The organism is Microbacterium sp. MMO-35 (assembly GCF_037147555.1).
Classification (GTDB): Bacteria; Actinomycetota; Actinomycetes; order Actinomycetales; family Microbacteriaceae; genus Microbacterium.
Window position 1 is genome coordinate 39,618 of record NZ_JBBCVH010000008.1, and the last position, 24,612, is coordinate 64,229.

Consider the following 24,612-nt stretch of genomic DNA (forward strand, 5'->3'; position numbering starts at 1 on the left):
TGAGGAGAGCATGACGACGAGGTCATATGCCGTGATCGGCGCGGGCCCCTCCGGTCTCGCCGTCATGCGCGCACTGCAGAAGGCCGGTGTCGAGGCCACCGGGTACGAGGCCTCGCACGACGTCGGCGGGCTCTGGGACATCACGAACCCGCGCAGCACGATGTACGCGTCCGCCCACCTCATCTCGTCCCGCACCACCACCGAGTTCGCCGAGTTCCCGATGGACAGCGACGTGGACTATCCCGGGCACCGCGTGCTCAAGCGCTACTTCGACGACTACGCCGACGCCTTCGGGCTGCGCGAGCGGTTCCGCTTCGGCACCCGCGTGGATCGCCTGGAGCCCGACGGCGAGGGCTGGATCCTGCGCGCGACCGCACGCAGCGCGGACGGGACCGAGACCTCCGTCGAGGAGCGCTACGACGGCGTCATCCTCGCGAACGGCACGCTCGCGGAGCCGAACGCGCCGACGTTCCCCGGCGATTTCGACGGGGAGATCCTGCACACCAGCGCGTACAAGGATCCGGCGCAGCTCGCGGGCCGGCGGGTGCTCATCATCGGCGCGGGCAACTCGGGCTGCGACATCGCCGTCGACGCCGTCCACCACGCCACGAGCATCGAGATGAGCGTGCGGCGCGGCTACTACTTCGTGCCGCGCTACCTGTTCGGCCGGCCCAGCGACACCCTGAACCAGGGCCGCCCGCTGCCCGCCAGGATCAAGCAGGCGATCGACTCCCGGGTGCTGCGGGCGTTCACCGGCGACCCGGTGCGCTTCGGCTTCCCGAAGCCCGACTACCGCATCTACGAGGCGCACCCGATCGTCAACACGCTCGTGCTCAACCACCTCGGCCAGGGCGACCTGCGCATCCGCGCGGACGTCGATCGCTTCGACGGATCGGGCGTGCGGTTCCGTGATGGATCCCGCGGCGACTACGACCTGATCCTGCTCGCCACCGGCTACACGCTCGACTACCCCTTCGTCGACCGCGAGCACTTGAACTGGACCGGCTCGTCGCCGCGACTCTTCCTGAACGTCTTCCCGCCGTCCTTCAACGGCCTGTACATGATGGGGATGATCGAGGCGAGCGGCATCGGCTGGCAGGGCCGCTACGAGCAGGCCGAGCTGATCGCGGCGTATCTCGCGGCGCAGGAGGTGGAGCCCGCGCGCGCGAGACGGTTCCGCGAGCGCGTCTCCCGGCAGTCCTGGCCGGACCTCACCGGCGGGTACCGCTACCTCGGTCTCGCCCGCATGTCGTACTACGTCAACAAGGACGCATACCGGCGTGCGGTGCGGCTCGAGAAGGAGGGCATCGCGGCGCCCGTGAGCGGAGCCTCATGAACGTCGACGACGTCGTCGTGCACTTCGCGCCGGGGATGCTCACGATCCTCAACGCCGTGCTGGGCCTCATCATGCTCGGGATCGCCCTGGACACCGCGCCGAAGGACTTCCGCGTCGTCCTGACGCACCCCAAGCCCTTCGTCGTCGCGATCCTCGCGCAGGTGCTCGTGCTGCCCGCGGTCACGTTCGGGCTGACCCTGATCCTGCCGGTGACGCCGTCGATGGCCCTCGGCATGATCCTCGTGGCCTGCTGCCCGCCCGGCAACATCTCGCAGGTGCTCACGCACCGTGCCGGGGGCAACACCGCGCTCTCGGTGTCGATGACGGCGGTGGGCAACCTCCTCTACATCGTCGTGATGCCGCTGAGCATCGCCTTCTGGGGCTCGGTGCATCCCACCGCGCACCGGCTGCTGCACGCCGTCGCGCTCAACCCGTGGCAGATGCTCTGGGAGATCCTGCTCATCATCGGCCTGCCGTTCGCCGTCGGCCTGCTGCTGCGCGCCCGGCTGCCGCGTCTCGCCGCCCGCGTGCAGCCGTTCGTGCGCTGGTTCAGCCTGCTCGCCCTCGTCGGCTTCATCGTGGGCGCACTCGCCGGCAACTGGGCGGTGTTCGTCAGCGTCATCGGATCGGTCCTGCTCGTCGTGGCGATCCACGACGCGGTCGCCCTCGCGATCGGGTACGGCACCGCCGTCGTCGGCGGGCTCGGCACCCGCGAGCGCAAGGCGATGACCTTCGAGGTCGGCATCCGCAACGCCGGCCTCGGCCTCGGCCTGGTCTTCACGTTCTTCGGCGGCCTCGGCGGCATGGCCGTCGTCGCGGGCTGGTGGGGCGTGTGGGACATCGTCGCCGGGCTCTGTGTCGCTACGCTCTGGGGCATGCACACCTCGCGCCGCACCGGTTCGCGCACGTCCGACGCCTCCCGCCACGCGCGATCGGGCCAGGCCCGATGAAGCGGGTGCTGGTCACGGGCGGTGCGGGCTTCCTCGGCAGCAGGGTCACCGCTCTGCTGTCGGATCACCCCGACGTCGATGTCGTCCTCTGCGGCGATCTGCGCGAATCGGACGTTCCCGGCGTGGTGTCGGTGCCCGTGGACGTCACGGATCCGCTCGGCCTGCCCGACGTGCTCCGACGGCACCGCATCGACACCGTCGTGCACCTGGCGGCGATCGTCAATCCCGGCCGCGACGTGCAGGGCGAGTTCCGCGTCGATGTGCAGGGCTCCTCCCACGTGCTGGCCGCGTGCGTCGAGGCCGGGGTGCGACGCCTGGTGGTCTCGAGTTCGGGCGCCGCTTACGGGTACCACCCGGACAACCCGGAGTGGATCGTCGAGACGGATCCGTTGCGGGGCAACGACGAGTTCCCTTACTCCCGCCACAAGAGGATGGTCGAGGAGATGCTCGCGGCGGCGCGCAGCACCCACCCCGCCCTCGAGCAGGTCGTCTTCCGGATCGGCACGATCCTCGGCCCGACCGTGCACAACCAGATCACCGCGCTCTGGGACGGCAAGCGGATCCTGCACATCGCCGGATCCGACTCCCCCTTCGTGTTCGTCTGGGTCGACGACGTGGCGGCCGCGATGGTGCGTGCGGCGCTCGGCGAGGGCCCCGCGGGGATCTACAACGTCGCCGGAGACGGCGCCCTGACCGTGCCGGAGATCGCGCGACGGCTGCACAAGCCGCTGCTGACGATCCCGGCGCCGCTGCTGACGATCGCCCTCGCGGTCGGCAGCGCGCTGCGGCTCACGGAGCACGGCCCCGAGAAGGTCCGCTTCCTGCGCTACCGGCCCGTGCTGCGCAACGACCGGCTCAAGGAGCGGTTCGGCTATGTCCCGCGGCTCACCTCGGCGCAGGCGTTCGAGGAGTACCTCCGGACCCATCCGGACGTCGTCGGCTCGGGTTGAGCGGACAGGATCGGCTCAGCTGGCGCGCAGGTCCTGGGCGAACATGACGATGATGCCGCTCGGCCCGCGCACGTACGAGAGCTTGTAGACGTCCTCGTAGTTCGCGACGCCGCGCAGCGGGAAGCAGTCGTGACGAGCGGCGATCGCGAGCGCGTCGTCGATGTCGTCGACGGCGAAGGCGACCCGGTGCATGCCGATCTCGTGCGGGAGCGTCGGCGCGGTCTCGATCGCGTCGGGATGGATGTACTCGAAGAGCTCCAGCCGCCCCTGTCCGTCGGGGGTCTGCAGCATCGCGATGCGGGCGTGATTGCCGTCGAGCCCGACCGCGGTGTCCGCCCATTCGCCCGAGACCGTGTCCCGGCCGAGGACCGTGAGCCCGAGGTCTGTGAAGAAGGAGATGGTCGCGTCGAGGTCGCGGACGGCGATGCCCACGTTTTCCATGCGGATGGCCATGTTCGCACTCTACGCCGCCCGTCCCCGGGCGCCCAGCGGCGCGACGGCGTCAGTGCGTCCCGGCCTGCACCAGGATCACGCCGCCGACGATGACGGCGAGCCCGATCGCGGTCATGAGCGAGATGCGGTCGTGGAACAGCACGCGCCCGAGGACCGCGGTGGCGGCGACGCCGAGAGCGGCCCAGACCGCGTAGGCGATGCCGACCGGCATCCCGAGCGCCAGCACGGCTCCCAGCAGCACGTAGGAGGCCAGGTACCCGAGGATGATCGCGGGGATGTGCCGGCGGCGCCGGAAGCCCTCCGAGGCGCGCAGGCTCAGCGTGGCCGTCACCTCCGACGCGATCGCGCCGATCAGCAGCAGCCAGGTCATCCGGCACTCCCCCGCTCGCCCCGGACGTGCCGCGTCCCGAGCTCGGCGAGCAGCACCCCGGCGATGATCACGCCGAGCCCCAGGAGCGAGAGCGGGCTCAGCGCCTCCGCGAACAGCGCCGCCGCCGCGAGCGCGGTGAGCGCAACCCCGATGGCCGACCAGATCCCGTACGTGACGCCCACCGGCATCCCGCGGGTGAGCACGATCCCGAGCAGCCAGAACGAGCCGCCGTAGCCGATCACGACCACGCAGAGCCACCACCAGGATCCGCCCGTCGACACCGCGCGCAGGCTCAGCGTCGCGCTGACCTCCAGCACGATGGCCAGCAGCAGGGGCGGCCACGCGCCGCGCCGGCGCGCCGCCGCCGCGCCGGTGTCAGCCGGCATCCACGCCGTCCCCGTGCCTCGTCCCGACTGCGGGGGCGTCAGTCATCGAAGCCCTCGGCGATCAGCTCGACGAGTTCCTCCCGCTCCTCGACCGGCAGGAACGCGCCGGCCGCGGCGTTGAACTGGAAGGACTCCAGATCCTCGAGGTCGTAGCCGAACGCGTCCACGAGCAGCGCCATCTCGCGCGTCAGCGAGGTGGCGCTCATCGTGCGGTTGTCCACGTTCACGGTCACCGCGAAGCCGAGCTGGTAGAGCAGGTCGAACGGATGGTCGGCGAACTCGGTGCCCCAGGCGGCGATCGCTCCGGTCTGCAGGTTCGACGACGGCGACAGCTCGAGCGGGATCTCCCGGTCGCGCACCCAGCGGGCGAGATCGCCGAAGCGCACCTGCACCTCCTCGCCGTCGCGGTTCACGATCTCCAGGTCCTCCGCGATGCGCACCCCGTGGCCGAGCCGGAGGGCGCGGCCGTCGACGAGGGCGGAGCGGATCGAGTCCGGCCCCGCCGCCTCGCCCGCGTGCACGGTGGCGGGGAACATCTGACGGGCGAGGTAGTCGAAGGTCTCCCGGTAGCGCGACGACGGGAAGCCCGCCTCGGGACCGGCGGTGTCGAAGCCGACCACTCCGCGGTCGCGATGGGCGACGGCGAGCTCGGCGATCTCGCGGACGCGGTCGGTCTGGCGCATCGCCGAGAGCAGCTGCCCGACCCGGATGCTCTTGCCCCGGCCCTCCGCGGCGTCCTCCGCCTCGTCGATGCCGTCCTGCACGGCCTCGACCGCCTGCTGCAGGCTCAGCCCGCCCGTGAGGTGCAGCTCGGGCGCCCAGCGCACCTCGCCGTACACGACGCCGTCGTGCACCAGGTCCTCGACGAACTCGCGCGCGATGCGCCGCAGGTTCTCCGCGCTCTGCATGACCGAGAGGGAGACGTCGAAGGTCTTCAGATAGTCGACCAGGGATCCGGCCGACGCCTGGGTGCGGAACCACATCGCGAGCCCGGTCGGGTCGGTGTGCGGCAGCTCGATGCCCGCCGCATCGGCGAGCTCGATGATCGTGGCCGGACGCACCCCGCCGTCGAGGTGATCGTGCAGCGAGACCTTGGGGAGGCTCCGGAGGGACAGGCCCTCGACCTCCAGGTCGCCGTTCGCGTCGATGGGCATGACAGATCCTTCCTCAGCGGTCGATCGATGGAATCGTCAGAGATGTTCCGAGAGGAACCGGACACGGGCGCCGCGCGGACGCCGCGCCCGGATTCAGCCTAGGCGGTGATGCGCTCGCGCACGAGGGGCGCGCGCTCGATCCGCGTCGCGCCGATCTCCCATGCCCCGTCCACGGCCTCCAGCGCCCGGTCGAAGCGCGCCGCGTCGTCGGCGGACAGCGTGAACACGGGATCCCCCGCGCGCACGGCGTCGCCGGGCTTCACGTGCAGGTCGATGCCCGCGGCGAACACCACCGCGTCCTCGGCGCGGGCGCGGCCCGCTCCCAGGCGCCAGGCGCCGATGCCGAAGGGCAGCGCGTCCATGCGCGTGATGAAGCCGTCGGAGGCCGCCGTGACGGTGTGCGTCTCGCGGGCGACGGGGAGCGCCGCATCCGGGTCGCCGTCCTGCGCGCGGATCATCGCCTTCCACGAGTCCATCGCGCGGCCGTCGTCGAGCGCCTTCTCCACGTCCGCATCCGGCTGGCCGCTGAGCGCCAGCATCTCGCGGGCGAGGGCCAGCGTGAGCTCGCGCACGTCGGCGGGGCCGCCGCCGGCGAGCACCTCGACCGACTCGCGCACCTCGTTCGCGTTCCCGATCGCGAGCCCCAGGGGCACGTTCATGTCGGTGAGCAGGGCGGTCGTGGACACGCCGGAGTCGGTGCCGAGCGCGACCATGGTGCGGGCGAGCTCGCGGGCGCGGTCGATGTCCTGCATGAAGGCACCGGATCCGAACTTCACGTCCAGCACGAGCGCGTCGGTGCCCTCGGCGATCTTCTTCGACATGATGCTCGACGCGATCAGCGGGATCGCCTCGACCGTGCCGGTGACGTCGCGCAGCGCGTAGAGCTTCTTGTCGGCGGGGGCGAGGCCGGAGCCGGCCGCGCAGATCACCGCGCCCACGTCGCCCTGCAGCTGCGCGAACATCTCCTCGTTGCTCAGCGCGGCGCGCCAGCCGGGGATCGACTCGAGCTTGTCGAGGGTGCCGCCGGTGTGGCCGAGACCGCGGCCGCTCAGCTGAGGAACCGCGACGCCGAAGCTCGCGACGAGCGGAGCCAGCGGCAGGGTGATCTTGTCGCCGACCCCGCCGGTGGAGTGCTTGTCGACGGTCCTCTTGCCGAGGGCCGCGAAGCTCATCCGCTCCCCCGACGCGATCATCGCGTCGGTGAGCACGCGGATCTCGTCGCGCTCCATGCCGCGCTGGAAGATCGCCATCGCGAAGGAGGCCATCTGCGGATCCGTGACGTAGCCGCGGGTGTAGGCGTCGACCATCCAGCGCAGCGCCGGCTCGGGGACGACCCCGCCGTCGCGCTTGGCGCGGATCACATCCACCGCGTCGAACGGTTCCACACTCATCGCACGTTCTCCAGATCCCTCGGCCCGAACGCGTCGGGCAGCACTTCGTCGATCGTCCTGATCCCGGACACGGTCTCCAGCAGCATGCCGGGCGCGGAGTGCTCGAAGAGCAGCTGCCGGCAGCGGCCGCACGGCATGATCGTCTCCCCCTCGCCGTTCACGCAGAGGAAGGCGACCAGGCGCCCGCCGCCGGACATGAAGAGGTCGCCCACCATCGCGCACTCGGCGCACAGCGTCACGCCGTAGGACGCGTTCTCGACGTTGCAGCCGGAAACGATCCGGCCGTCGTCGACGAGCGCGGCGGCGCCGACACGGTAGTGCGAGTACGGCGCATACGCCTTCTGCTGAGCCTCGTCGGCGACGCGACGCAGCTCATCCCAGTCGATGTCCACTCCAGCCCTCCTAGGACTTGATGTAGGGCTTGCCGTCGGCCGCCGGCGCCTTGATCTGTCCGACGAAGCCCACGACCGCGAGGATCGTCACGACGTACGGCAGCATCAGCATGAACTCGCCGGGGATCGGCGTGCGCAGCACGACGAGCAGGTTCTGCAGGTTCGTCGCGAAGCCGAACAGCAGGGCGGCGAGCGCCGCGCGCACCGGGTCCCAGCGCCCGAAGATCACCGCGGCCAGCGCGATGAAGCCGAGGCCCGCCGTCATGTCCTTGGTGAACTGCGGCACCGAGACGAGCGTGAAGTAGGCGCCGCCGATGCCGGCGATCGCGCCCGCGAGCTGCAGGTTCCAGAACCGCGTCGGGTTGACCTTGATGCCGACCGTGTCGGCGGCGTGCGGGTGCTCGCCGACGGCGCGAACGCGGAGTCCCCAGCGGGTGCGGTACATCGCCCAGGCGACGAGCGCGACCACCACGTACATCAGGTAGACGAGGAAGGTCTGGTTGAACAGCGCCGGGCCGATCACCGGAATGTCCCCGAGGATCGGGATCTTGATGAGCGTGAACCGGGTGGGGCTGTTCAGGGCCTGGGCGTTCGGGGCGAGCACGCCCTGGTACAGGAAGCCGGTCAGGCCCGAGGCGAACACGTTCAGCACGACGCCGACGATGACCTGGTCGACCAGGTACTTGATCGCGAAGGCGCCGAGCACGAGCGAGATGAGGATGCCTCCGAACATCGCGCCGATCAGGCCCACGAACGGGTTGTGCGTGAGGGATCCGAGGATCGTCGCGGTGAACGCGCCGAGCAGGAACTGGCCCTCGATCGCGACGTTGACGACGCCGGCGCGCTCCCCGATGACGCCGGCGAGGGCGCCGAACACGAGAGGGACCGCGAGCGAGATCGATCCGCCGAGCAGGCCCGTCAGCGTGATCGCCCCGGCGGCTCCGGCGCCGGCCCAGGTGAGGAACGCGGTCATCGCGAGCACCGCGTACACGATCGGCAGCCACAGCGGGATCCTGCGGTACTGCAGGGCGACGAGCAGCGCCAGAACGCCCAGGGCCGCGGCGAGGGCCCAGGTGATCCAGAGCACGGGACCCGCGGGGATCCCGATGTCGCCCAGATGGATCGCGGCGCTCGCCTCGGAGAGGCGGAACGTCGTGGTCCCGTAACGCGGCGCGAGCAGGAAGAGCAGGCCGAGGAGGACGACGATCGCCAGCAGGGTGATCGGCACCTTCAGCGAGCGGACCTTGACGACGGTCGGCGCCTCGATCGCCGGGGCGGAGGTGAGGGAGGTGCTCATGCTGCCGCCGCCTTCGTGTCGGAGGAATCGGTGTTCTTGGCCGCCCGGCGCGCGATGCGCGCCTTGGAGCGCTGCGAGCGCTCGGAGTCGTCCTTGGGCAGGAAGAAGATGGTGCGGATCAGCGGGGGCGCCGCGATGAACAGCACGATGAGCGACTGCACCACGAGCACGATGTCGACCGGGATCGACTGGAGGGCCTGCATCGGGAACGACCCGGCCTTGAGGGCGCCGAACAGGAGTCCCGCCCAGAACGTGCCCCAGGCGCGGCTGCGACCGAGGAGCGCCACCGTGATGGCCGTGAACCCGATGCCGGCGTCGATGCCGCCGTCGAACCCGCTCGTGATCGTGCTCTGGATCTGGAACATTCCGGCCAGACCCGCGAGACCTCCGGCGAACAGCATCGCGTAGATGTAGACCCGCGGCACGCTGATCCCCGCAGCCCGTGCCGCGCTGGGGTTCTCCCCCACGGCGCGCATCCGGAACCCGAGGCTGGAGCGCTCGACGAGCCACCAGACGAACAGCGTCGCGACGATCACGATCGGGAAGCTCCAGTCGATCAGGTCGAGACTCGGGAGCTTGGGAAGGACGGCGTTCGGCGGCGTCGGCCGCGAGATCGGCTGGATCTGGCCGGGGCGCTGCAGCAGCTGCGGCACCTGCACCATCCACGTCACGAGGTAGAACGCGACGTAGTTGAGCATGATCGTGAGGATGACCTCGTGGGCGCCGGTCCGCGCCTTGAGCAGTCCGACCAGACCGCCCCAGAGCGCACCCGCGGCGATGCCGACGATGAGGGTGAGCGGGATCTGGATGATCGGGGGCAGGTTCAGCTGGAACGTGACCAGCGCCGCCGCCGCGCAGGCGATGAGCATCTGGCCGCGCGCGCCGATGTTGAACAGTCCCACGCGGAAGGCGACGGCGATGCCGAGACCGGCCGCGATGAGGGGGCCGGCGAACCCGATCGTGTTGCCCAGGGGCTTCACCGCGGACCAGAAGTCGGGGGCGCTGAAGTCGATGACGGATCCGTTGAACAGCGCCGTGTAGGCGCCGGAAACGACCGTCCACGCCGCACCCAGGGTGTCGCCGGGGCGCGCGAAGAAGTATCCCGCCGCGGCCTGCACATCGGGGCTGGTGGCGGCGATCAGCACGCCGCCCACGACGAGGGCCAGCACGATCGCGAGCACGGTGGTGACCGCGCTTCCGCGCAGGATCTCCCGCAGCACCCGGTTCGAGACCGGGATCTCCTGGATGTTGCGGGTCATCGGCGGCTCCGGGGCCGGAGCCTGAGGTTCGGTCGCGGTGCTCATGCGGCTGCCTCCGTCGGGTTCTCGCCGGCCATCATCAGGCCGAGCACGTCGCGGGGGGTGTTCCCCGGGACGATCCCGACGATGCGGCCGCGGTACATGACCGCGATGCGGTCGGCGAGGGCGGTGACCTCGTCCAGCTCGGTCGACACCACGATCACCGGGATCCCGGAGTCGCGCGTCGCGACGATGCGCTTGTGGATGAACTCGATGGATCCGACGTCCACGCCGCGGGTGGGCTGCGACGCGAGCAGCAGCTTGAGGTCGCGGTTGAGCTCGCGCGCGATCACCACCTTCTGCTGGTTTCCGCCGGAGAGGGATCCCGCGGCCTGGCCCGGGCCCTGCGTGCGGATGTCGAACTCGGCGATGCGCTCCTTCGCGAACGTGTCGAGCACGCCCCGCAGGATGGTGCCGAACCGGCTGAACGCCGGGTCGTCCGAGCGGTCGAGGATGAGGTTCTCGGCGACCGAGAAGGCGCCGACCAGGCCGTCCTCGTTGCGGTCCTCCGGCACGAAGCCGACGCCCGCGTCGAGCACCTGGTGCACGTTGCGCCCGATCAGCTCGACGCCGTTCAGCGAGATGGAGCCGGTGCTGCGCGCCCCGAGCCCCATGATCGCCTCGGCCAGCTCGGTCTGCCCGTTGCCCTGCACGCCCGCGATCGCGAGCACCTCTCCGGGACGCACCTCGAAGCTGATGTCGTCCACCACGACGACGCCGTCCGGCGCGATGACGCGCAGATCCTTCACGCGCAGGCCGCCCTCGCCGATGGTGGGCGGGCCCTTGTGCACCGTGAGCTCGACCGCGCGGCCGACCATCATCGAGGCGAGCTCGGTGTTGGAGGACTTGGGGTCGGCCTCGCCGACGACCTTGCCGAGACGGATCACCGTGATCTTGTCGGCGATCGCCCGCACCTCCCGCAGCTTGTGCGTGATGAACACGATCGCCGTGCCCTCGTCGCGCAGCTGCTTCATGATCTCCATGAGCTCGTCGGTCTCCTGCGGGGTGAGCACCGCGGTGGGCTCGTCGAACACGAGGACCTTCGCGTCGCGGCTCAGCGCCTTGATGATCTCCACGCGCTGCTGGACGCCGACGGGGAGGTCGCCGACGATCGCGTCGGGGTCGACCTCGAACCCGAACCGCGAGGCGACCTCGCGGACGTGCTCGCGCGCGGCGGCGATGTCGAGCACGCCGAGCGCCTTGGACTGCTCGTGGCCGAGCATCACGTTCTCGGCGACCGTGAACACCGGGATCAGCATGAAGTGCTGGTGCACCATGCCGATGCCGGCTGCCATCGCGTCGCCGGGGCCGCGGAAGTGCTGCGGCACCCCGTCGAGCAGGATCTCGCCCTCATCGGCCTGGTAGAGGCCGTAGAGCACGTTCATCAGGGTCGACTTGCCGGCCCCGTTCTCGCCCAGCAGGGCGTGGATCTCGCCGGGTTCGACGACCACATCGATGTGGTCGTTGGCGACCAGGGATCCGAAGCGTTTGGTGATGCCGCGGAGCTCGAGCTTCATAACTGTTGACCCTATCCGGGAAGGGGTGACTCAAGAAGAAGAGCGCGGGACGCCCTGCCCGCCCGCTGAGCCCTGGGCTCGGCGGACGGACCGGGACGTCCCGCGTCGAAGGGATTACTTCGGGGAGCTGGGCGAGTCGACCTTGATCTCGCCCTTGACGATCTTCTCCTGCAGCGCCTTCAGCTCGTCCGTCAGGCCCTTCGGGAGCTTGCTCTCGAAGTCGTGGAAGGACGACAGACCCACGCCGTTGTTCTCCAGCGTGCCGACGTACGGGGTCGCGTCGAACGAGCCCTTGGCCGTCTCGGTCACCGTCGTGTACACGGCGTCGTCGATGCGCTTCATGATCGAGACGAGGATCTGGTCGGCGACCGACGGGTCGGCCACGGCGAGGTCGGAGTCGACGCCGAGCATGACCGTCTTCTTGCCGCTGTCCTTGATCGCCGCGCTCGCGGAGAGGTAGATCGGACCGCCGACGGGGAGGATCGGGTCGACGCCCTGGTCGAGAACCGAGTTCGCGGTCTGCTTGGCGACGTCGTTCGCCTGGAAGGCTCCGGTGAAGGATCCGTCCTGCTTGTCCTTGTCCCAGCCGACGACCGCGACGTTCGCGCCCTTGTCCTCGTTGTACTTCTTGACGCCGTCGACGTAGCCGTCCATGAAGATCGTCACCGGCGGGATCTTCATGCCGCCGAAGGTGCCGACCTTGTTCGCGCCGGACTGCGCCGACCATGCGGCCGCGGCGTAGCCGCCGAGGTACGCGGCCTGAGCCGTGTCGAAGAGCAGGGGCTTGATGTTGGTCGAGGCCGGCTTGCCGGTGTTGTCCGGGTCCGCCATCGAGTCGATGATGCCGAAGTTGAGCTTCGGGTTGGCGATCGCGGCCTTCGCGATCGCGGCGTCGAGCTTGAAGCCGACGCCGATGATCAGCGTGCACTTGCCGCTGATGAGCGACGAGATGTTGTTCTCGTAGTCGTTGTCGGACTTGGACTCGACCGTGATCGGCTTGACGCCGAGGTCCTTGCCCGCCTTCTCGATGCCGTTCTTGGCGGACTCGTTGAAGGACTTGTCGTTGAAGCCGCCGCTGTCGGAGACGAGGCAGGGCTTGAAGTTCGCGTCCGCGGGCTTCGCCCCGCCGCTCGTGCTCGCAGGGGCAGGAGCGGAACCGCAACCTGCCAGGGCGACGATGACACCGGCCGCGACGGTCGCGCCGATCAGCTTCTTGGTGAGGGAGATGGTCACTCGGGCCTCCAGAAAACGAGCCCGCGGCCATCGCGGGTCACTTGAAAGTTACCGACTATGACGAAGATCGGGCATCCTCGTCCGTGTCGCTGGAGTCAATGGTTACAAACATGAGATCACATGCGCTCGTCCATGCTCATATGAGCAGTGCCATCGGGCGTTTCCCGCTTTCGTGCACCTCCGTGCGCATCTGCGGGCGACGACGGGGCGTCAGAGGACGTCGTCGCGGCCGTTGAGCTTGAGCGACTCCACGACGCCCTTCACCCGCTGCGCGTGCTCGGTCGTCGTCACGAGGAGCGCGTCCGGGGTGTCGACGACCACGATGTCCTGCACGCCGACCAGGCTGATCACCCGCGAGGTCTGGCTGACCAGGATCCCGCTCGCGGCGTCCGAGAGCACGCGCGCAGACGGGCCCAGCACGGCGAGATCGTTCTTGCGGCCGTTCAGGATGAGCTTCGTCAGCGACGCGAAGTCGCCCACGTCGTCCCAGTCGAAATGGCCCGGCACCACGGCGAGGCGCCCGCTCTCGGCCGCCGGCTCCGCGACGGCGTAGTCGATCGCGATCTTCGGCAGCACGGGCCACACCCGGTCCACGACCGGACCGCGGCGCTCCCGGTCGTCCCAGGCCTCGGCCAGCTCGAGCAGACCCGCGTGCAGCTCGGGCTGGTGCCGCTCGAGCTCGGCCAGGAGCACGTCGGCCCGGCTGATGAACATGCCCGCATTCCAGAGGTAGCTGCGGTCGTCGTAATAGGTCTTCGCGGTGGCGAGATCCGGCTTCTCCACGAAGCGCTCGACCAGGGAGGCCTCGCGCACCCCGTCCACCTCGAGCTCCTCACCCTGCTTGATGTACCCGAACCCGACGGCCGGCTCGGTCGGCGTGATCCCGATCGTGACGATGTATCCCTGCCGGGCCACCTCGACGGCGTCGCGCACGGCGAACTCGAACTTGCGGGTACTGCGGATGACGTGGTCGGCGCTGAAGGAGCCGATGATCACGTCCGGATCGCGCCGGTGCAGGATCGCCGCGGCGAGCCCGATCGCGGCCGCCGACTCGCGCGGCTCCGACTCCAGGAACACGTTCCCGTCGTGTATCCCGGGAAGCTGCCCCTCGACCGCGGCGCGATGCGCCCGCCCCGTGACCACGGCGATCCGGTCCGGCCCGGTCAGCGGCTCGATCCGGTCCCAGGTGTCGCGCAGCAGCGACTGCCCGGATCCGGTGAGATCGTGCAGGAACTTGGGCGCATCGGCGCGGGACAGCGGCCACAGTCGGCTCCCGATGCCTCCGGCGGGGATGACGGCGTAGAAGTCGGGGATCGGCTCGCGCATGCGTTCAGGCTATCGGTGCCGCCCCCGGCGCATCTCGAGCGGCGCCGGGCGGACGCCGCGGGCCGGGCCGTGGCGGACGCGTCCCGCCGATCGCGAATCCGCATGGTCTCGATCGCCGATGCGCATCGTGCTAAGGGTGCCCTTCGTCGCTCCCAGCGAGCTGACAGGAATAGGATGAGGGGGATCGGACGCCTGCGCGCCTCGATCCGCCGCTTAGATCAGGGAGGACGACTGTGTCCGCGAGCACGCGCTTGACACCTTCGACTGCGGAAACCACGTCCAAGACACCGCGCGGCACCCTCTACCGGGGTCGCGAAGGCATGTGGTCGTGGGTTCTGCATCGCATCACCGGTATCGCCATCTTCTTCTTCCTCCTGGTGCACGTGCTCGACACGTCGCTCATCCGGGTCTCGCCGGAGGCGTACAACGCCGTCCTCGGCACGTACAAGAACCCGATCATGGGCCTCGGCGAGACGGTCCTCGTCGCGGCGATCGTGTTCCACGCGATGAACGGACTGCGGATCATCCTCGTCGACGTGTGGTCGAAGGGCGCGCGCTACCAGCGGCAGATGTTCTGGTGCGTGATCGGGGTGTGGGCCGTGCTCATGCTCGGCTTCGCGCCGCGCCACCTGATCAACGTGTTCTCGAACGTGGGAGGCGGGCACTGATGGCCACCGACGTCTTCACCACGCAGCACCTCGCCGAGCCGCGCCGCAACAAGGGCGTGAACCTGGAGAAGTGGGGCTGGATCTACATGCGCGTGTCGGGCGTCGTGCTCGTCGTGCTGATCTTCGGCCACCTCTTCGTGAACCTCATGCTGGGCGAGGGCATCCACGCCCTCGACTTCGCCTTCGTCTCCGGCAAGTACGCCACCCCGTTCTGGCAGTGGTGGGACGTGCTGATGCTGTGGCTGGCCCTCATCCACGGTGCGAACGGCATGCGCACGGTCGTCAACGACTACGTCGGCCACGCCGGCGTCCGCAAGACGCTGCTCGTCGTGCTGGGACTCGCCACCGCGCTGCTGATCCTCCTCGGCACCCTCGTGGTGTTCACCTTCGACCCGTGCAACGGCGTGTTCGAGAGCGGCGCCATGTGGGACACCTGCAAGGCGCTGGGCAAGTAGCCGGCGGATCCGGACGATCAGTGGCAGAGACGACCACCCTCCGGCACCGGCGGTGAGATCGGGCTCCATCGGCCCCGGGATCACACCTCCGGGACGAGCGGCGATCGGCCTCCGGCGACAGCGGCGAGATCATAGAGAGAGTTAGGGCAGATTCCAGTGACTACCGAGACCCAGGATTCCGTCGTCAAGAACGGCGTGCACCACCACCAGTTCGACATCGTGATCGTCGGCGCCGGCGGCGCCGGCATGCGCGCGGCCATCGAGGCGGGTCCCGGCGCGAAGACCGCCGTGATCTCCAAGCTCTACCCGACGCGCTCCCACACCGGCGCGGCGCAGGGCGGCATGGCCGCGGCGCTCGCGAACGTCGAGGAGGACAGCTGGGAGTGGCACACCTTCGACACCGTCAAGGGCGGTGACTACCTCGTCGACCAGGACGCCGCGGAGATCCTGGCCAAGGAGGCCATCGACGCGGTCATCGACCTCGAGAACATGGGCCTGCCGTTCAACCGCACGCCCGAGGGCAAGATCGACCAGCGCCGTTTCGGCGGCCACACGGCCGAGCACGGCAAGACCCCGGTCCGCCGCGCCTGCTACGCCGCCGACCGCACCGGGCACATGATCCTGCAGACGCTGTTCCAGAACTGCGTGAAGCTCGGCATCAACTTCTTCAACGAGTTCTACGTGCTCGACCTCATCACCGTGAAGAACGACGAGGGCAAGACCGGGATCGCCGGCGTGGTGGCCTACGAGCTGGCCACCGGCGAGCTGCACGTGTTCCACGCCAAGGCCGTGATCTTCGCGACCGGCGGCTTCGGCAAGGTCTTCAAGACCACCTCGAACGCGCACACCCTCACGGGCGACGGCGTCGGCATCGTGTGGCGCAAGGGCCTGCCCCTGGAGGACCTCGAGTTCTTCCAGTTCCACCCGACCGGCCTCGCCGGCCTCGGCATCCTCCTCACCGAAGGCGCCCGCGGCGAGGGAGCGATCCTGCGCAACGCCTCGGGCGAGCGGTTCATGGAGCGCTACGCCCCCACCATCAAGGACCTCGCGCCCCGCGACATCGTCGCGCGATGCATGGTGCAGGAGGTCGCGGAGGGCCGCGGCGCCGGCCCGCACAAGGACTACGTGCTGCTGGACTGCACGCACCTCGGCGCCGAGGTGCTGGAGACCAAGCTGCCCGACATCACCGAGTTCGCGCGCACCTACCTGGGCGTCGACCCGGTCGTCGAGCCGGTCCCCGTGATGCCGACCGCGCACTACGCGATGGGCGGCATCCCCACCAACAACAGCGGCGAGGTGCTCGCCGACAACGACACGATCGTTCCCGGCCTGTACGCGGCGGGCGAGTGCGCGTGCGTCTCGGTGCACGGCGCCAACCGCCTCGGCACCAACTCGCTGCTGGACATCAACGTGTTCGGCAAGCGCTCGGGCCGCAACGCGGTCGAGTACGTCAAGACCGCCGAGTTCCTGCCCCTCCCCGAGGCGCCGGAGACCGCGGTCAAGGAGATGCTCGAGGGCCTGCGCAACAACACCGGCACCGAGCGCATCGCCGTCCTCCGCAAGAAGCTGCAGGAGGAGATGGACAGGGGCGCGCAGGTGTTCCGCACGCACGACTCCCTCCAGCACGTGCTCGGCGTCATCGAGGAGCTGCGCGAGCGCTACAAGAACGTGCACGTCGACGACAAGGGCAGCCGGTTCAACACCGACCTGCTCGAGGCCGTCGAGCTGGGCTTCCTGCTCGACATCGCCGAGGTCGTCGTCTACGCCGCGCAGAACCGCGAGGAGAGCCGCGGCGGCCACATGCGCGACGACTTCCCGAAGCGCGACGACGAGAAGTACATGAAGCACACGATGGCGTACCTCGTGGGCGACCCGCACTCGTCCGATGCCGGCGACCACATCAAGCTGGACTGGAAGCCCGTCGTGTTCACCAAGAACGAGCAGGGCGAGTTGAACTACCCGCCGATGGAGAGGAAGTACTGATGTCCGCTCAGGTCGTGGAGGAAGTCGTCGCCGAGTCCGTCGTCGAGGACACCGGCGTGCAGTCGTTCCTGGTCACGTTCAACATCCGCCGCTTCGACCCCGAGGTCGACAGCGAGCCGCACTGGGTCGACTACGACGTGGAGCTCTACTCCACGGACCGCGTGCTCGACGCCCTGCACAAGATCAAGTGGGAGGTCGACGGATCCCTCACCTTCCGGCGCTCCTGCGCGCACGGGATCTGCGGATCCGACGCGATGCGCATCAACGGTCGCAACCGCCTCGCCTGCAAGACGCTGATCAAGGACCTGGACATCTCCAAGCCGATCTACGTCGAGGCGATCAAGGGCCTGCCGCTGGAGAAGGACCTCGTCGTCGACATGGATCCGTTCTTCGCGGCCTACCGCGAGGTCAAGCCGTTCCTGCTCGCCAAGAGCGAGCCGGAGAAGGGCAAGGAGCGCGTGCAGTCGATCGCCGACCGCGCGGTCTTCGACGACACCACCAAGTGCATCCTGTGCGCCGCGTGCACCTCGTCCTGCCCCGTGTTCTGGACCGACGGCCAGTACTTCGGCCCCGCCGCGATCGTGAACGCGCACCGCTTCATCTTCGACTCGCGCGACGACGGCGCCGACGTGCGCCTGGACATCCTCAACGACAAGGAGGGCGTGTGGCGCTGCCGCACGACCTTCAACTGCACCGAGGCGTGCCCCCGCGGCATCGAGGTCACGAAGGCGATCGCCGAGGTCAAGCAGGCGATCCTGCGGGGTCGCCCCTGATCCGCTCCTCGTCGACGACGGCCGCCCCGCATCCGCGAGGCGGCCGTCGTCGTGTCGGCGCGGGGATCCGCTCCCGGCGCAGGATGCACGCGCCGGATCCCGTCCGTCCGAGACGGACATCGCCCGCCGAACGCAATCGCTAGGGTGAGAGCGTGGTGGATTCCGGGCCCGATCTGCGTGCGCGCCTCGAGGCGCCGATCGGGCGCGCCGCCGCGATCACCCGGCGCACGATGCGCGCCTTCCCCATCCGGGTGTGGCGGCATTTCCTGCAGAACAACGGCTTCCTGCTGGCCGCCAGTCTGAGCTATCAGTCGCTGTTCACCGTGTTCGCTGTCCTCTACACGGCCTTCGCGATCGTGGGGCTCTGGCTGGGTGCCAGCGACGCGGCCATCGCGCACATGATCGACCTGATCAACGGCGCGATCCCCCACCTCATCAGCGAGCACGGTCTCGCCACTCCCGAGGCCGTGGCCGACATCGCCACCAAGAACGCCAGCGTGCTGCTCGCGACCGGTGCGGTGGCCCTGCTCGTCGCACTGTGGACAGCGATCGGATTCGTCACCTTCGCCCGCCGGGCGGTGCGCGACATCTTCGGACTGCCGTTCGACCGGCGCAACTACCTGCTGCTCAAGGCGCGGGACCTGGTCGCGGCGCTGCTGTTCGGTCTGGCGCAGATCCTCGCCGCCGCGCTCGGCGCGATCGGCACCGGCGCGCTGCGACGCATCCTGCGGCTGGTCGGCGCCCAGGACGCGTCGATGTGGGTCAACGTGCTCAGTCAGGCCGGGTCGCTGCTCTTCTCCTTCGGCGTCAACGCCGCGGCGCTCGCCATGCTGGTGCGCTTCCTCACCGGCACGAGACTGCCCTGGCGCACGATCTGGCCCGGGGCGCTCCTGGGCGGCGCGGCTCTCGCGATCCTCCAGGTCGGCGCCGGGCTGCTCTTCCTCTACTCCCCCACGAACCCGCTGCTGGCCACGTTCTCCGTCATCATCGGCTTCCTGCTGTGGTTCCGCCTCGTCGCGATCGTGATCCTCGTCGCCGCCGCCTGGATCGCGGTGACCGCATCGGACCGGGATCAGGCGCTGGTGCCGGAGGACGAGTTCGCGCGTCGGCTCGGGGAGCTGGCGGAGGCTCAGGCCGACGCGGCGATCCGCGTGCGCGAGGCGACCGCGGTGCTGGGCGCCACGCCCTGGTACCGGCGGCGGCGCGCCGCCCGCGCGCTGCAGGACGCCGAGGACGACCTGGCGATCGCCGCCCGCCGTCGTGCCGAGGTCGAGGCCGAACGCGCCGCGAGCGCGGAGACCCCGATCGCGCGGCGGCTGCGCGCTCTGGCCGCGCCGGGCCCGGAAACCGATGTCGGAGACGCTCGTTAGGCTGGATCCATGCCTCACCTGCGTATCGCCACGGTCAACGTCAACGGGATCCGCGCCGCGGTCCGCAACGGGATGCACGGCTGGCTCGACGATGCCGGAGTCGACGTCCTCACCCTTCAAGAGGTGCGCGCGCAGGACGCCCACCTCGAGGAGGCGTTCCCCGGCTGGTCGATCCTGCACGATGAGGCGACCGCGAAGGGGCGCGCGGGCGTCGCCGTGCTGAGCCGTGAGCCCGCGGTCGCGTCCCGCACCGCACTCGGCCCCGATGACTTCGACTCGAAGGGCCGCTGGCTCGAGGCCGACTTCTCCCTCGGCGGCACTCCGCTCACGGTCGTCAGCGCCTACGTGCACAGCGGCGAGGCCGACACGCCCAAGCAGGACGAGAAGTGGAAGTTCCTCGATGCGATGACCCTCCGGATGCGCGAGCTCGGCGCCGACGGCGCGATGGCGCTGGTCACCGGCGATCTCAACGTCGGCCATCGCCCGCTCGACATCCTGAACTGGAAGGGCAACGTCAAGAAGTCCGGCTTCCTGGCGCGGGAGCGCGCCTACTTCGATCGGTTCCTCGGCGCCGCCGGCGAACCCGTCGTCGGCCAGGAGGGCATCGGCCGGGGCATGGTCGGCCAGCTCAGCGACACGCGCCCCTATGCGGCGGAGGGCGACGGCACCGGCCTCGGGTGGGTCGACGTCGGACGCGCGGCGGCCGGGGAGGTCGCCGGCCCCTACACCTGGTGGACCATGCGCGGCCAGGCGTTCGACAACGACTCGGGCTGGCGGATCGACTACCACCTCGCCACGGCCCCGCTCGCCGAGCGGGCCACGAACTACCGCGTCGCCCGCGCCGCGACCTATGCCGAGCGCTGGAGCGACCACACCCCGGTGATCGTCGACTACACGTTCTGATCGGGTCCCGCCGGCTGCCCGCGTCGGGGGCGGTGCTCCGCCCCCGTAGGATTGACGCGTGACGAAACCCCGCCTCTACTCCGGAATGCAGCCCTCCGCCGACTCCCTCCAGGCCGGCAACTACATCGGAGCGCTGCTGCAGTGGCGGGACCTGCAGAACTCCTACGACGCGTTCTTCTCCGTGGTCGACCTGCACGCCATCACCGTTCCCCAGGACCCGGCCGAGCTGCGCGAGAAGACCCGTCGCACCGCGGCGCAGTACATCGCCGCGGGCATCGAGCCCTCCCAGTCGACGCTGTACGTGCAGTCGCACGTGCGCGCGCACGCCGAGCTCGCCTGGATCCTCAGCACGATCACGGGCTTCGGCGAGGCCGGCCGGATGACCCAGTTCAAGGACAAGTCCTCGCGCTTCGGCGCGGACGCGACGTCGGTCGGGCTGTTCACCTACCCGGTGCTGATGGCGGCCGACATCCTGCTCTACCAGACCGACGTCGTGCCGGTCGGCGACGACCAGAAGCAGCACGTCGAGCTGACCCGCGATCTCGCGGAGCGATTCAACTCGCGCTTCGGCGAGGCGTTCGTCGTGCCGATCCCGGTGATCCAGAAGGACACCGCGCGGATCTACGACCTGCAGAACCCGACCTCCAAGATGTCGAAGTCGGCCGAGACGGATGCCGGCGTGCTGTGGCTGCTGGACGACCCGGCGAAGTCGGCGAAGAAGATCATGCGCGCCGTGACCGACAACGAGGGATCCGTCCGGTACGACCGCGAGAACAAGCCCGGCGTCTCGAACCTGCTGACGATCTACGCCGCGCTCACGGGCCGCCAGATCCCGGCGATCGAGGACGAGTACGCGGGCCGCGGCTACGGCGACTTCAAGAAGGGTCTCGCCGAGGTCGTGGTGGACGAGTTCGGCCCGGTTCGTGAGCGCGCGAACGAGCTGCTCGCCGATCCCGCCGAACTGGATCGGATCCTGGCGGCCAACGCCGCCCGTGCCGACGAGGTCGCCGACAAGACCCTCGCCGACGTGTACGACCGGGTCGGCCTGCTCCGCCGGGTCTGACACGCGGCGCCGCCGGTCTGAGTCGACGACGCGGGGCCGACGCGGCGCGGGTCCGACGCGGCGGGTCGCGACGGCGGCGCGGGGCCGACGCGGCGCGGGTCTGGGTCGACGACGCGGGCCCGACGCGGCGCGGGTCCGCCGCGGCGCGAGTCGCGACGCGGCGCGGGTGACGGCGGCGCGGGTCGCGACCCGAGAGCCATGGCGGTCCGACGTCGTGGTGCCCGCTCCCGCGGGTTGCACCCCGCGCACCGACACAACGCAGGAGAATCCGCTCCCCTCGGGCGTCCCCGGCCCTTTCGGTGCCGTTTCTCCTGCGTTCTGTCTCTCCGCCTCAGCGGCGAAGGGCCAGAAGAGCCCGGACGGCATCTGTGAGCACACGCGGTGTGGTGAGGATCATGTTGGCGGTGGGACGAATGCTGACATACCCGCGCGCAGCGAGTGCGAGGTCGCGAAATCGGTCCTGCTCCTGCTGGGTCCACCCGGAGTGATGCGCGCGGCTGTCGCATTCGATCACGATCCAGCCATCGACGACCAGATCCACCCGCCCGACTCCCGCGATCGTCTTCTGCACCTCGACGGACCGGCCGAACTGCCGCACCAGCAGGCGCGCCAGTGTCTCCGGGCCGGATTCCGCACGCCCGTCCACGAGGCGTCGAAGACGTCGGAAGCGGCGAGGGACGCGTGCGAAGATCTCGTCGAGGTCGTCCTGGTCGATGATCCCGAGGTGCAAGGCGCTGTCGATGGATGCGACGACGTGCCGCGGCTCCTGGCAGCCGAAGGACTGCACGATCGCGCTGACGGGATCGACCGTGTGCGCGTCGCCGCGCACGTCGCGCCAATGAACGACAGCGCTCGCACTGTCGCTGCCCAGCCTCTTCGCACGTGACACGGGCGAGCGGAGCCGGGCATGCCGCGGGTCCACCTGGACGTGCAGGCGGAATCTCTTGTGCACGTACACGCCCATCAGCTCGAGGGCGGAGACGCAATCGAGCCGCCCGCCGACCCGCTGTGCGCGGAACACCGATTCCGGCACGCCCGCCGAGAGGTACACGTCGCGACGCGCATGCCTCAGCCAGCCCTCGCGCACCGCATCCCGGATCTGGGCACGCGTCACCCCCGCTCCCCTGAGCTCCTGGAAGGAGACGGAGCGATCCAGCGGAATCCCGAACGCGTCGACGACAGCCATACGGCGATCGTTCCCGCGCGCGCACCGCCTCGGAGGCGCCTCCGCGTGATCGGTGCACGGATGCTCCGTTGCATGCCCTGTGCAGGAAGTCGTAGTCAGGTTCCCGCGCGAACACAACGCAGGAGAACAAGCCGTTGCCCGGGCTCATCTGGGATTTGGACCCTTCTTCTCCTGCGTTGTGTATGGGAGCCGGCGGCAGAGCCACCCCGTGGAGAGCCGGCGCGGTGGGCAGCCCGCCGCCGTCGCCCTAGGCTGAGACCGTCGCCCTAGGCGGAGACCGTCGCCCTAGGCTGAGACGATGGAACCGGTCGAGCTGCGCACGCCCCGTCTGATCCTGCGCGCCCCGACGTCCGCCGACGTCGACGCGATCACCGAGGCGTGCCAAGATCCGGCGATCCCCCGCTGGACGACCGTCCCGAGTCCCTACGCCCGCACGGACGCCGCGGACTTCGTCCGGCTCATCGGCGAGTGGTGGGCGGACGGATCCCAGACCGTGTGGGCGATGTACGCGGACGAGCTCCTCGTCGGCGCGATCGGGCTGCACCACATCACCGATCACCCGACGGGCGGCGACGCCGAAGTCGGTTACTGGGTCGCCGCGCCGGCCCGGGGGAACGGCTACATCACGGAGGCCGCCCGCGCCGTGATCGAGTGGGGCTTCGCCGAGCTCGGGCTCGCGCGTCTCACCTGGCGGGCCGTGGTGGGCAACGTCCCGTCGGCTCGGAGCGCCCGCGGGCTCGGCTTCCGGTTCGAGGGCACGCAGCGCCGATTCCTCACCAGCCCGCGTGGGCGGGACGACGGATGGCTCGCGGGGCTCCTGCGCACGGACGACCGCGCCCCGGTCGCCTGGCCGATCGACCTCGGCTGATTCCCCTCCTCGACGCCGATCGCGGCCCGCGCGCCTCGGCGGCGGCCCGAGTCCGGCGGCGCGAGTCCGGCGGCCCGAGTCCGGCGGCGGCGCGAGTCCGGCGGCCCGAGTCCGGCGGCCCTGTCCCGATGTCGGGCACGGGTGGCAGGATGAACCCATGCCGGAGATGCCTGAGGTGCAGGGGCTGGTCGACTTCCTCGGCGAGCGCGCGGTCGGCCTGACGATCACGCGCGCGTCGGTATCGGCCATCTCGGCGCTCAAGACCTACGACCCGCCGGTCACCGCGCTGCCCGGATCCACGATCCGCGGCGCGACGAGGCGCGGGAAGTTCCTGGATCTGACGCTGCGGAGCGAAGCCGAGCCGCGCCTGCACCTCGTGTTCCACCTCGCGAAGGCCGGATGGCTGCGCTGGTACGACGCGCTTCCCACGACGCTGATCCGGCCGGGCAAGTCGCCGATCGCCCTGCGGATCGCGTTCGACGACGGCAGCGGATTCGACCTCACCGAGGCCGGCACCAAGAAGTCGCTGGCGGTGTACGTCGTCCGCGATCCCGACGACGTGCCGGGAATCGCCCGGCTCGGACCCGATCCCCTCGACCCCGCGTTCACCCGGGGGGCGTTCGCGGCGCTGCTCACGGGACGGCGCACGCAGATCAAGGGGCTGCTGCGCGACCAGGCCGTCATCGGCGGGATCGGCAACGCCTACTCGGACGAGATCCTGCACGCGGCCCGGATGTCGCCCTACGCGCCCGCCGGCGGACTCGACGAGGACGACGTGACCCGGCTGTACGACGCGATGCAGACCACCTTGCGCGAAGCGGTGGCGGCCGCGAGCGGCAAGCCCCCCGCCGACCTGAAGGACGCGAAGCGGCGCGGCATGCAGGTGCACGCCCGCCGCGGTGAGCCCTGCCCGGTCTGCGGCGACACCGTGCGCAGCGTGTTCTTCGCCGACCGCTCCCTGGAGTACTGCCCGACGTGTCAGACCGGCGGCAAAGTGCTGGCCGACCGCCGGCTGTCCCGGCTGCTCAAGTGACCTCGGCCCGACATGAGCAGTCACAGACGCATCCATCGGAATGAAACCGGCATCCGCGCGTTGACTAAGCTGAGAGCAACACAACGTGCTCCGGGGTCGGTGAGAATCCGAACCGGCGGTGACAGTCCGCGAACCGAGGATCCGACACGGATCCGAGGCCGATCCGGTGGAATTCCGGGACCGACGGTGATGCGAGCGAAGGCTTGCGAGTCCGGATGAGAGGCAGCACGCACGATCGTCGTGCGCCCGCCCCCGGC

General features: G+C 69.9%; 24 protein-coding genes and 1 riboswitch. Of the genes, 12 read left to right on the forward strand and 12 right to left on the reverse strand.

Annotation, left to right across the window (positions count from 1 at the left end):
- Nucleotides 1-10: 10 nt before the first annotated feature.
- From WFJ01_RS15275 to WFJ01_RS15285, 3 genes are read left to right on the forward strand one after another with little or no spacing between them, the layout of a single operon-like run.
- Entirely contained in the window at nt 11-1,336 is a 1,326-nt protein-coding gene (locus WFJ01_RS15275) for a flavin-containing monooxygenase (RefSeq protein ID WP_336629537.1), read from the forward strand.
- The gene (locus tag WFJ01_RS15280; protein WP_251438457.1) at nt 1,333-2,286 is read left to right on the forward strand and encodes a bile acid:sodium symporter family protein; all 954 of its coding nucleotides are present in this window, start codon (nt 1,333-1,335) and stop codon (nt 2,284-2,286) included. Before WFJ01_RS15275 ends, WFJ01_RS15280 begins: the two co-directional genes overlap by 4 nt.
- A complete protein-coding gene (locus WFJ01_RS15285) occupies nt 2,283-3,236 on the forward strand; it encodes an SDR family oxidoreductase (protein ID WP_292881579.1) in 954 nt (317 codons plus the stop codon). The genes WFJ01_RS15280 and WFJ01_RS15285 overlap by 4 nt, the downstream gene beginning before the upstream one ends.
- Before the next feature lie 15 nt (nt 3,237-3,251).
- Here the strand turns inward: WFJ01_RS15285 and WFJ01_RS15290 are convergent, their stop codons facing one another.
- From WFJ01_RS15290 to WFJ01_RS15340, 11 genes are all read right to left on the reverse strand, one after another.
- Nucleotides 3,252-3,689 carry a VOC family protein gene (locus tag WFJ01_RS15290; RefSeq protein ID WP_336629538.1) on the reverse strand — a complete coding sequence of 146 codons (438 nt, stop codon included), beginning with the start codon at nt 3,687-3,689 and terminating at the stop codon, nt 3,252-3,254.
- A gap of 49 nt (nt 3,690-3,738) precedes the next feature.
- Complete coding sequence (locus WFJ01_RS15295; RefSeq protein ID WP_336629539.1) at nt 3,739-4,059, reverse strand: DMT family transporter; 321 nt, start codon at nt 4,057-4,059, stop codon at nt 3,739-3,741.
- Nucleotides 4,056-4,445: a DMT family transporter gene (locus WFJ01_RS15300; RefSeq protein WP_336629540.1), complete on the reverse strand. Its 390-nt coding sequence runs from the start codon at nt 4,443-4,445 to the stop codon at nt 4,056-4,058. Before WFJ01_RS15300 ends, WFJ01_RS15295 begins: the two co-directional genes overlap by 4 nt.
- Before the next feature lie 38 nt (nt 4,446-4,483).
- Nucleotides 4,484-5,599, reverse strand: coding sequence for an adenosine deaminase (locus WFJ01_RS15305; protein ID WP_292881589.1), 1,116 nt, complete (start codon nt 5,597-5,599; stop codon nt 4,484-4,486).
- 98 nt (nt 5,600-5,697) lie between these two features.
- Complete coding sequence (locus tag WFJ01_RS15310) at nt 5,698-6,990, reverse strand: thymidine phosphorylase (protein ID WP_251438463.1); 1,293 nt, start codon at nt 6,988-6,990, stop codon at nt 5,698-5,700.
- Nucleotides 6,987-7,382 carry a cytidine deaminase gene (locus tag WFJ01_RS15315; protein ID WP_251438464.1) on the reverse strand — a complete coding sequence of 132 codons (396 nt, stop codon included), beginning with the start codon at nt 7,380-7,382 and terminating at the stop codon, nt 6,987-6,989. Before WFJ01_RS15315 ends, WFJ01_RS15310 begins: the two co-directional genes overlap by 4 nt.
- 10 nt (nt 7,383-7,392) lie before the next feature.
- Nucleotides 7,393-8,679 carry an ABC transporter permease gene (locus WFJ01_RS15320; protein WP_292881595.1) on the reverse strand — a complete coding sequence of 429 codons (1,287 nt, stop codon included), beginning with the start codon at nt 8,677-8,679 and terminating at the stop codon, nt 7,393-7,395.
- Nucleotides 8,676-9,983 (reverse strand): ABC transporter permease, encoded by a 1,308-nt coding sequence (locus WFJ01_RS15325; protein ID WP_442928061.1) that lies wholly within the window; start codon nt 9,981-9,983, stop codon nt 8,676-8,678. Before WFJ01_RS15325 ends, WFJ01_RS15320 begins: the two co-directional genes overlap by 4 nt.
- Complete coding sequence (locus WFJ01_RS15330) at nt 9,980-11,494, reverse strand: ABC transporter ATP-binding protein (RefSeq protein WP_251438466.1); 1,515 nt, start codon at nt 11,492-11,494, stop codon at nt 9,980-9,982. Before WFJ01_RS15330 ends, WFJ01_RS15325 begins: the two co-directional genes overlap by 4 nt.
- 114 nt (nt 11,495-11,608) lie before the next feature.
- On the reverse strand, nt 11,609-12,727 hold the full coding sequence (locus WFJ01_RS15335) for a BMP family lipoprotein (protein WP_251438467.1): 1,119 nt from the start codon (nt 12,725-12,727) through the stop codon (nt 11,609-11,611).
- Nucleotides 12,728-12,937: 210 nt separating this feature from the next.
- Nucleotides 12,938-14,053 carry a mannose-1-phosphate guanylyltransferase gene (locus WFJ01_RS15340; RefSeq protein ID WP_292881599.1) on the reverse strand — a complete coding sequence of 372 codons (1,116 nt, stop codon included), beginning with the start codon at nt 14,051-14,053 and terminating at the stop codon, nt 12,938-12,940.
- A gap of 233 nt (nt 14,054-14,286) precedes the next feature.
- Between WFJ01_RS15340 and sdhC the strand changes: the two genes are divergently transcribed.
- The 7 genes from sdhC to trpS all read left to right on the forward strand — a co-directional run bounded on the left by sdhC (nt 14,287) and on the right by trpS (nt 21,268).
- A complete protein-coding gene (sdhC, locus tag WFJ01_RS15345) occupies nt 14,287-14,721 on the forward strand; it encodes a succinate dehydrogenase, cytochrome b556 subunit (protein WP_251438469.1) in 435 nt (144 codons plus the stop codon).
- Nucleotides 14,721-15,176 (forward strand): succinate dehydrogenase hydrophobic membrane anchor subunit, encoded by a 456-nt coding sequence (locus tag WFJ01_RS15350; protein ID WP_251438470.1) that lies wholly within the window; start codon nt 14,721-14,723, stop codon nt 15,174-15,176. Before sdhC ends, WFJ01_RS15350 begins: the two co-directional genes overlap by 1 nt.
- Nucleotides 15,177-15,332: 156 nt before the next feature.
- Nucleotides 15,333-17,159 (forward strand): succinate dehydrogenase flavoprotein subunit, encoded by a 1,827-nt coding sequence (gene sdhA, locus WFJ01_RS15355; protein ID WP_336629541.1) that lies wholly within the window; start codon nt 15,333-15,335, stop codon nt 17,157-17,159.
- The gene (locus WFJ01_RS15360; RefSeq protein ID WP_251438472.1) at nt 17,159-17,932 is read left to right on the forward strand and encodes a succinate dehydrogenase iron-sulfur subunit; all 774 of its coding nucleotides are present in this window, start codon (nt 17,159-17,161) and stop codon (nt 17,930-17,932) included. Before sdhA ends, WFJ01_RS15360 begins: the two co-directional genes overlap by 1 nt.
- A 152-nt stretch (nt 17,933-18,084) precedes the next feature.
- Nucleotides 18,085-19,302, forward strand: coding sequence for a YihY/virulence factor BrkB family protein (locus WFJ01_RS15365; RefSeq protein ID WP_336629542.1), 1,218 nt, complete (start codon nt 18,085-18,087; stop codon nt 19,300-19,302).
- A 9-nt stretch (nt 19,303-19,311) separates the two neighbouring features.
- Nucleotides 19,312-20,205: an exodeoxyribonuclease III gene (locus tag WFJ01_RS15370; RefSeq protein ID WP_336629543.1), complete on the forward strand. Its 894-nt coding sequence runs from the start codon at nt 19,312-19,314 to the stop codon at nt 20,203-20,205.
- Nucleotides 20,206-20,263: 58 nt separating this feature from the next.
- Nucleotides 20,264-21,268: a tryptophan--tRNA ligase gene (trpS, locus tag WFJ01_RS15375; protein WP_336629544.1), complete on the forward strand. Its 1,005-nt coding sequence runs from the start codon at nt 20,264-20,266 to the stop codon at nt 21,266-21,268.
- Nucleotides 21,269-21,599: 331 nt separating this feature from the next.
- On the opposite strand, the gene WFJ01_RS15380 is transcribed toward trpS, so the two are convergent.
- Complete coding sequence (locus WFJ01_RS15380; protein ID WP_336629545.1) at nt 21,600-22,454, reverse strand: hypothetical protein; 855 nt, start codon at nt 22,452-22,454, stop codon at nt 21,600-21,602.
- 298 nt (nt 22,455-22,752) lie between these two features.
- Here WFJ01_RS15380 and WFJ01_RS15385 point away from each other — a divergent pair, with 298 nt between their 5' ends.
- Nucleotides 22,753-23,322 (forward strand): GNAT family N-acetyltransferase, encoded by a 570-nt coding sequence (locus WFJ01_RS15385; protein WP_336629546.1) that lies wholly within the window; start codon nt 22,753-22,755, stop codon nt 23,320-23,322.
- A 157-nt stretch (nt 23,323-23,479) separates the two neighbouring features.
- Entirely contained in the window at nt 23,480-24,355 is an 876-nt protein-coding gene (locus WFJ01_RS15390) for an Fpg/Nei family DNA glycosylase (protein WP_251438477.1), read from the forward strand.
- 82 nt (nt 24,356-24,437) lie between these two features.
- Nucleotides 24,438-24,587, forward strand: a riboswitch (FMN riboswitch).
- Nucleotides 24,588-24,612 lie beyond the last annotated feature (25 nt).

Excerpts from the sequence above, each read along its gene's own strand:
- WFJ01_RS15275 (WP_336629537.1), top strand. The coding sequence starts at position 11 with ATGACGACGAGGTCATATGCCGTGATCGGCGCGGGCCCCTCCGGTCTC.
- WFJ01_RS15280 (WP_251438457.1), top strand. The coding sequence starts at position 1,333 with ATGAACGTCGACGACGTCGTCGTGCACTTCGCGCCGGGGATGCTCACG.
- WFJ01_RS15285 (WP_292881579.1), top strand. The coding sequence starts at position 2,283 with ATGAAGCGGGTGCTGGTCACGGGCGGTGCGGGCTTCCTCGGCAGCAGG.
- WFJ01_RS15290 (WP_336629538.1), bottom strand. The coding sequence starts at position 3,689 with ATGGCCATCCGCATGGAAAACGTGGGCATCGCCGTCCGCGACCTCGAC.
- WFJ01_RS15295 (WP_336629539.1), bottom strand. The coding sequence starts at position 4,059 with ATGACCTGGCTGCTGCTGATCGGCGCGATCGCGTCGGAGGTGACGGCC.
- WFJ01_RS15300 (WP_336629540.1), bottom strand. The coding sequence starts at position 4,445 with ATGCCGGCTGACACCGGCGCGGCGGCGGCGCGCCGGCGCGGCGCGTGG.
- WFJ01_RS15305 (WP_292881589.1), bottom strand. The coding sequence starts at position 5,599 with ATGCCCATCGACGCGAACGGCGACCTGGAGGTCGAGGGCCTGTCCCTC.
- WFJ01_RS15310 (WP_251438463.1), bottom strand. The coding sequence starts at position 6,990 with ATGAGTGTGGAACCGTTCGACGCGGTGGATGTGATCCGCGCCAAGCGC.
- WFJ01_RS15320 (WP_292881595.1), bottom strand. The coding sequence starts at position 8,679 with ATGAGCACCTCCCTCACCTCCGCCCCGGCGATCGAGGCGCCGACCGTC.
- WFJ01_RS15325 (WP_442928061.1), bottom strand. The coding sequence starts at position 9,983 with ATGAGCACCGCGACCGAACCTCAGGCTCCGGCCCCGGAGCCGCCGATG.
- WFJ01_RS15330 (WP_251438466.1), bottom strand. The coding sequence starts at position 11,494 with ATGAAGCTCGAGCTCCGCGGCATCACCAAACGCTTCGGATCCCTGGTC.
- WFJ01_RS15340 (WP_292881599.1), bottom strand. The coding sequence starts at position 14,053 with ATGCGCGAGCCGATCCCCGACTTCTACGCCGTCATCCCCGCCGGAGGC.
- WFJ01_RS15350 (WP_251438470.1), top strand. The coding sequence starts at position 14,721 with ATGGCCACCGACGTCTTCACCACGCAGCACCTCGCCGAGCCGCGCCGC.
- WFJ01_RS15360 (WP_251438472.1), top strand. The coding sequence starts at position 17,159 with ATGTCCGCTCAGGTCGTGGAGGAAGTCGTCGCCGAGTCCGTCGTCGAG.
- WFJ01_RS15370 (WP_336629543.1), top strand. The coding sequence starts at position 19,312 with ATGCCTCACCTGCGTATCGCCACGGTCAACGTCAACGGGATCCGCGCC.
- WFJ01_RS15380 (WP_336629545.1), bottom strand. The coding sequence starts at position 22,454 with ATGGCTGTCGTCGACGCGTTCGGGATTCCGCTGGATCGCTCCGTCTCC.
- WFJ01_RS15385 (WP_336629546.1), top strand. The coding sequence starts at position 22,753 with ATGGAACCGGTCGAGCTGCGCACGCCCCGTCTGATCCTGCGCGCCCCG.
- WFJ01_RS15390 (WP_251438477.1), top strand. The coding sequence starts at position 23,480 with ATGCCGGAGATGCCTGAGGTGCAGGGGCTGGTCGACTTCCTCGGCGAG.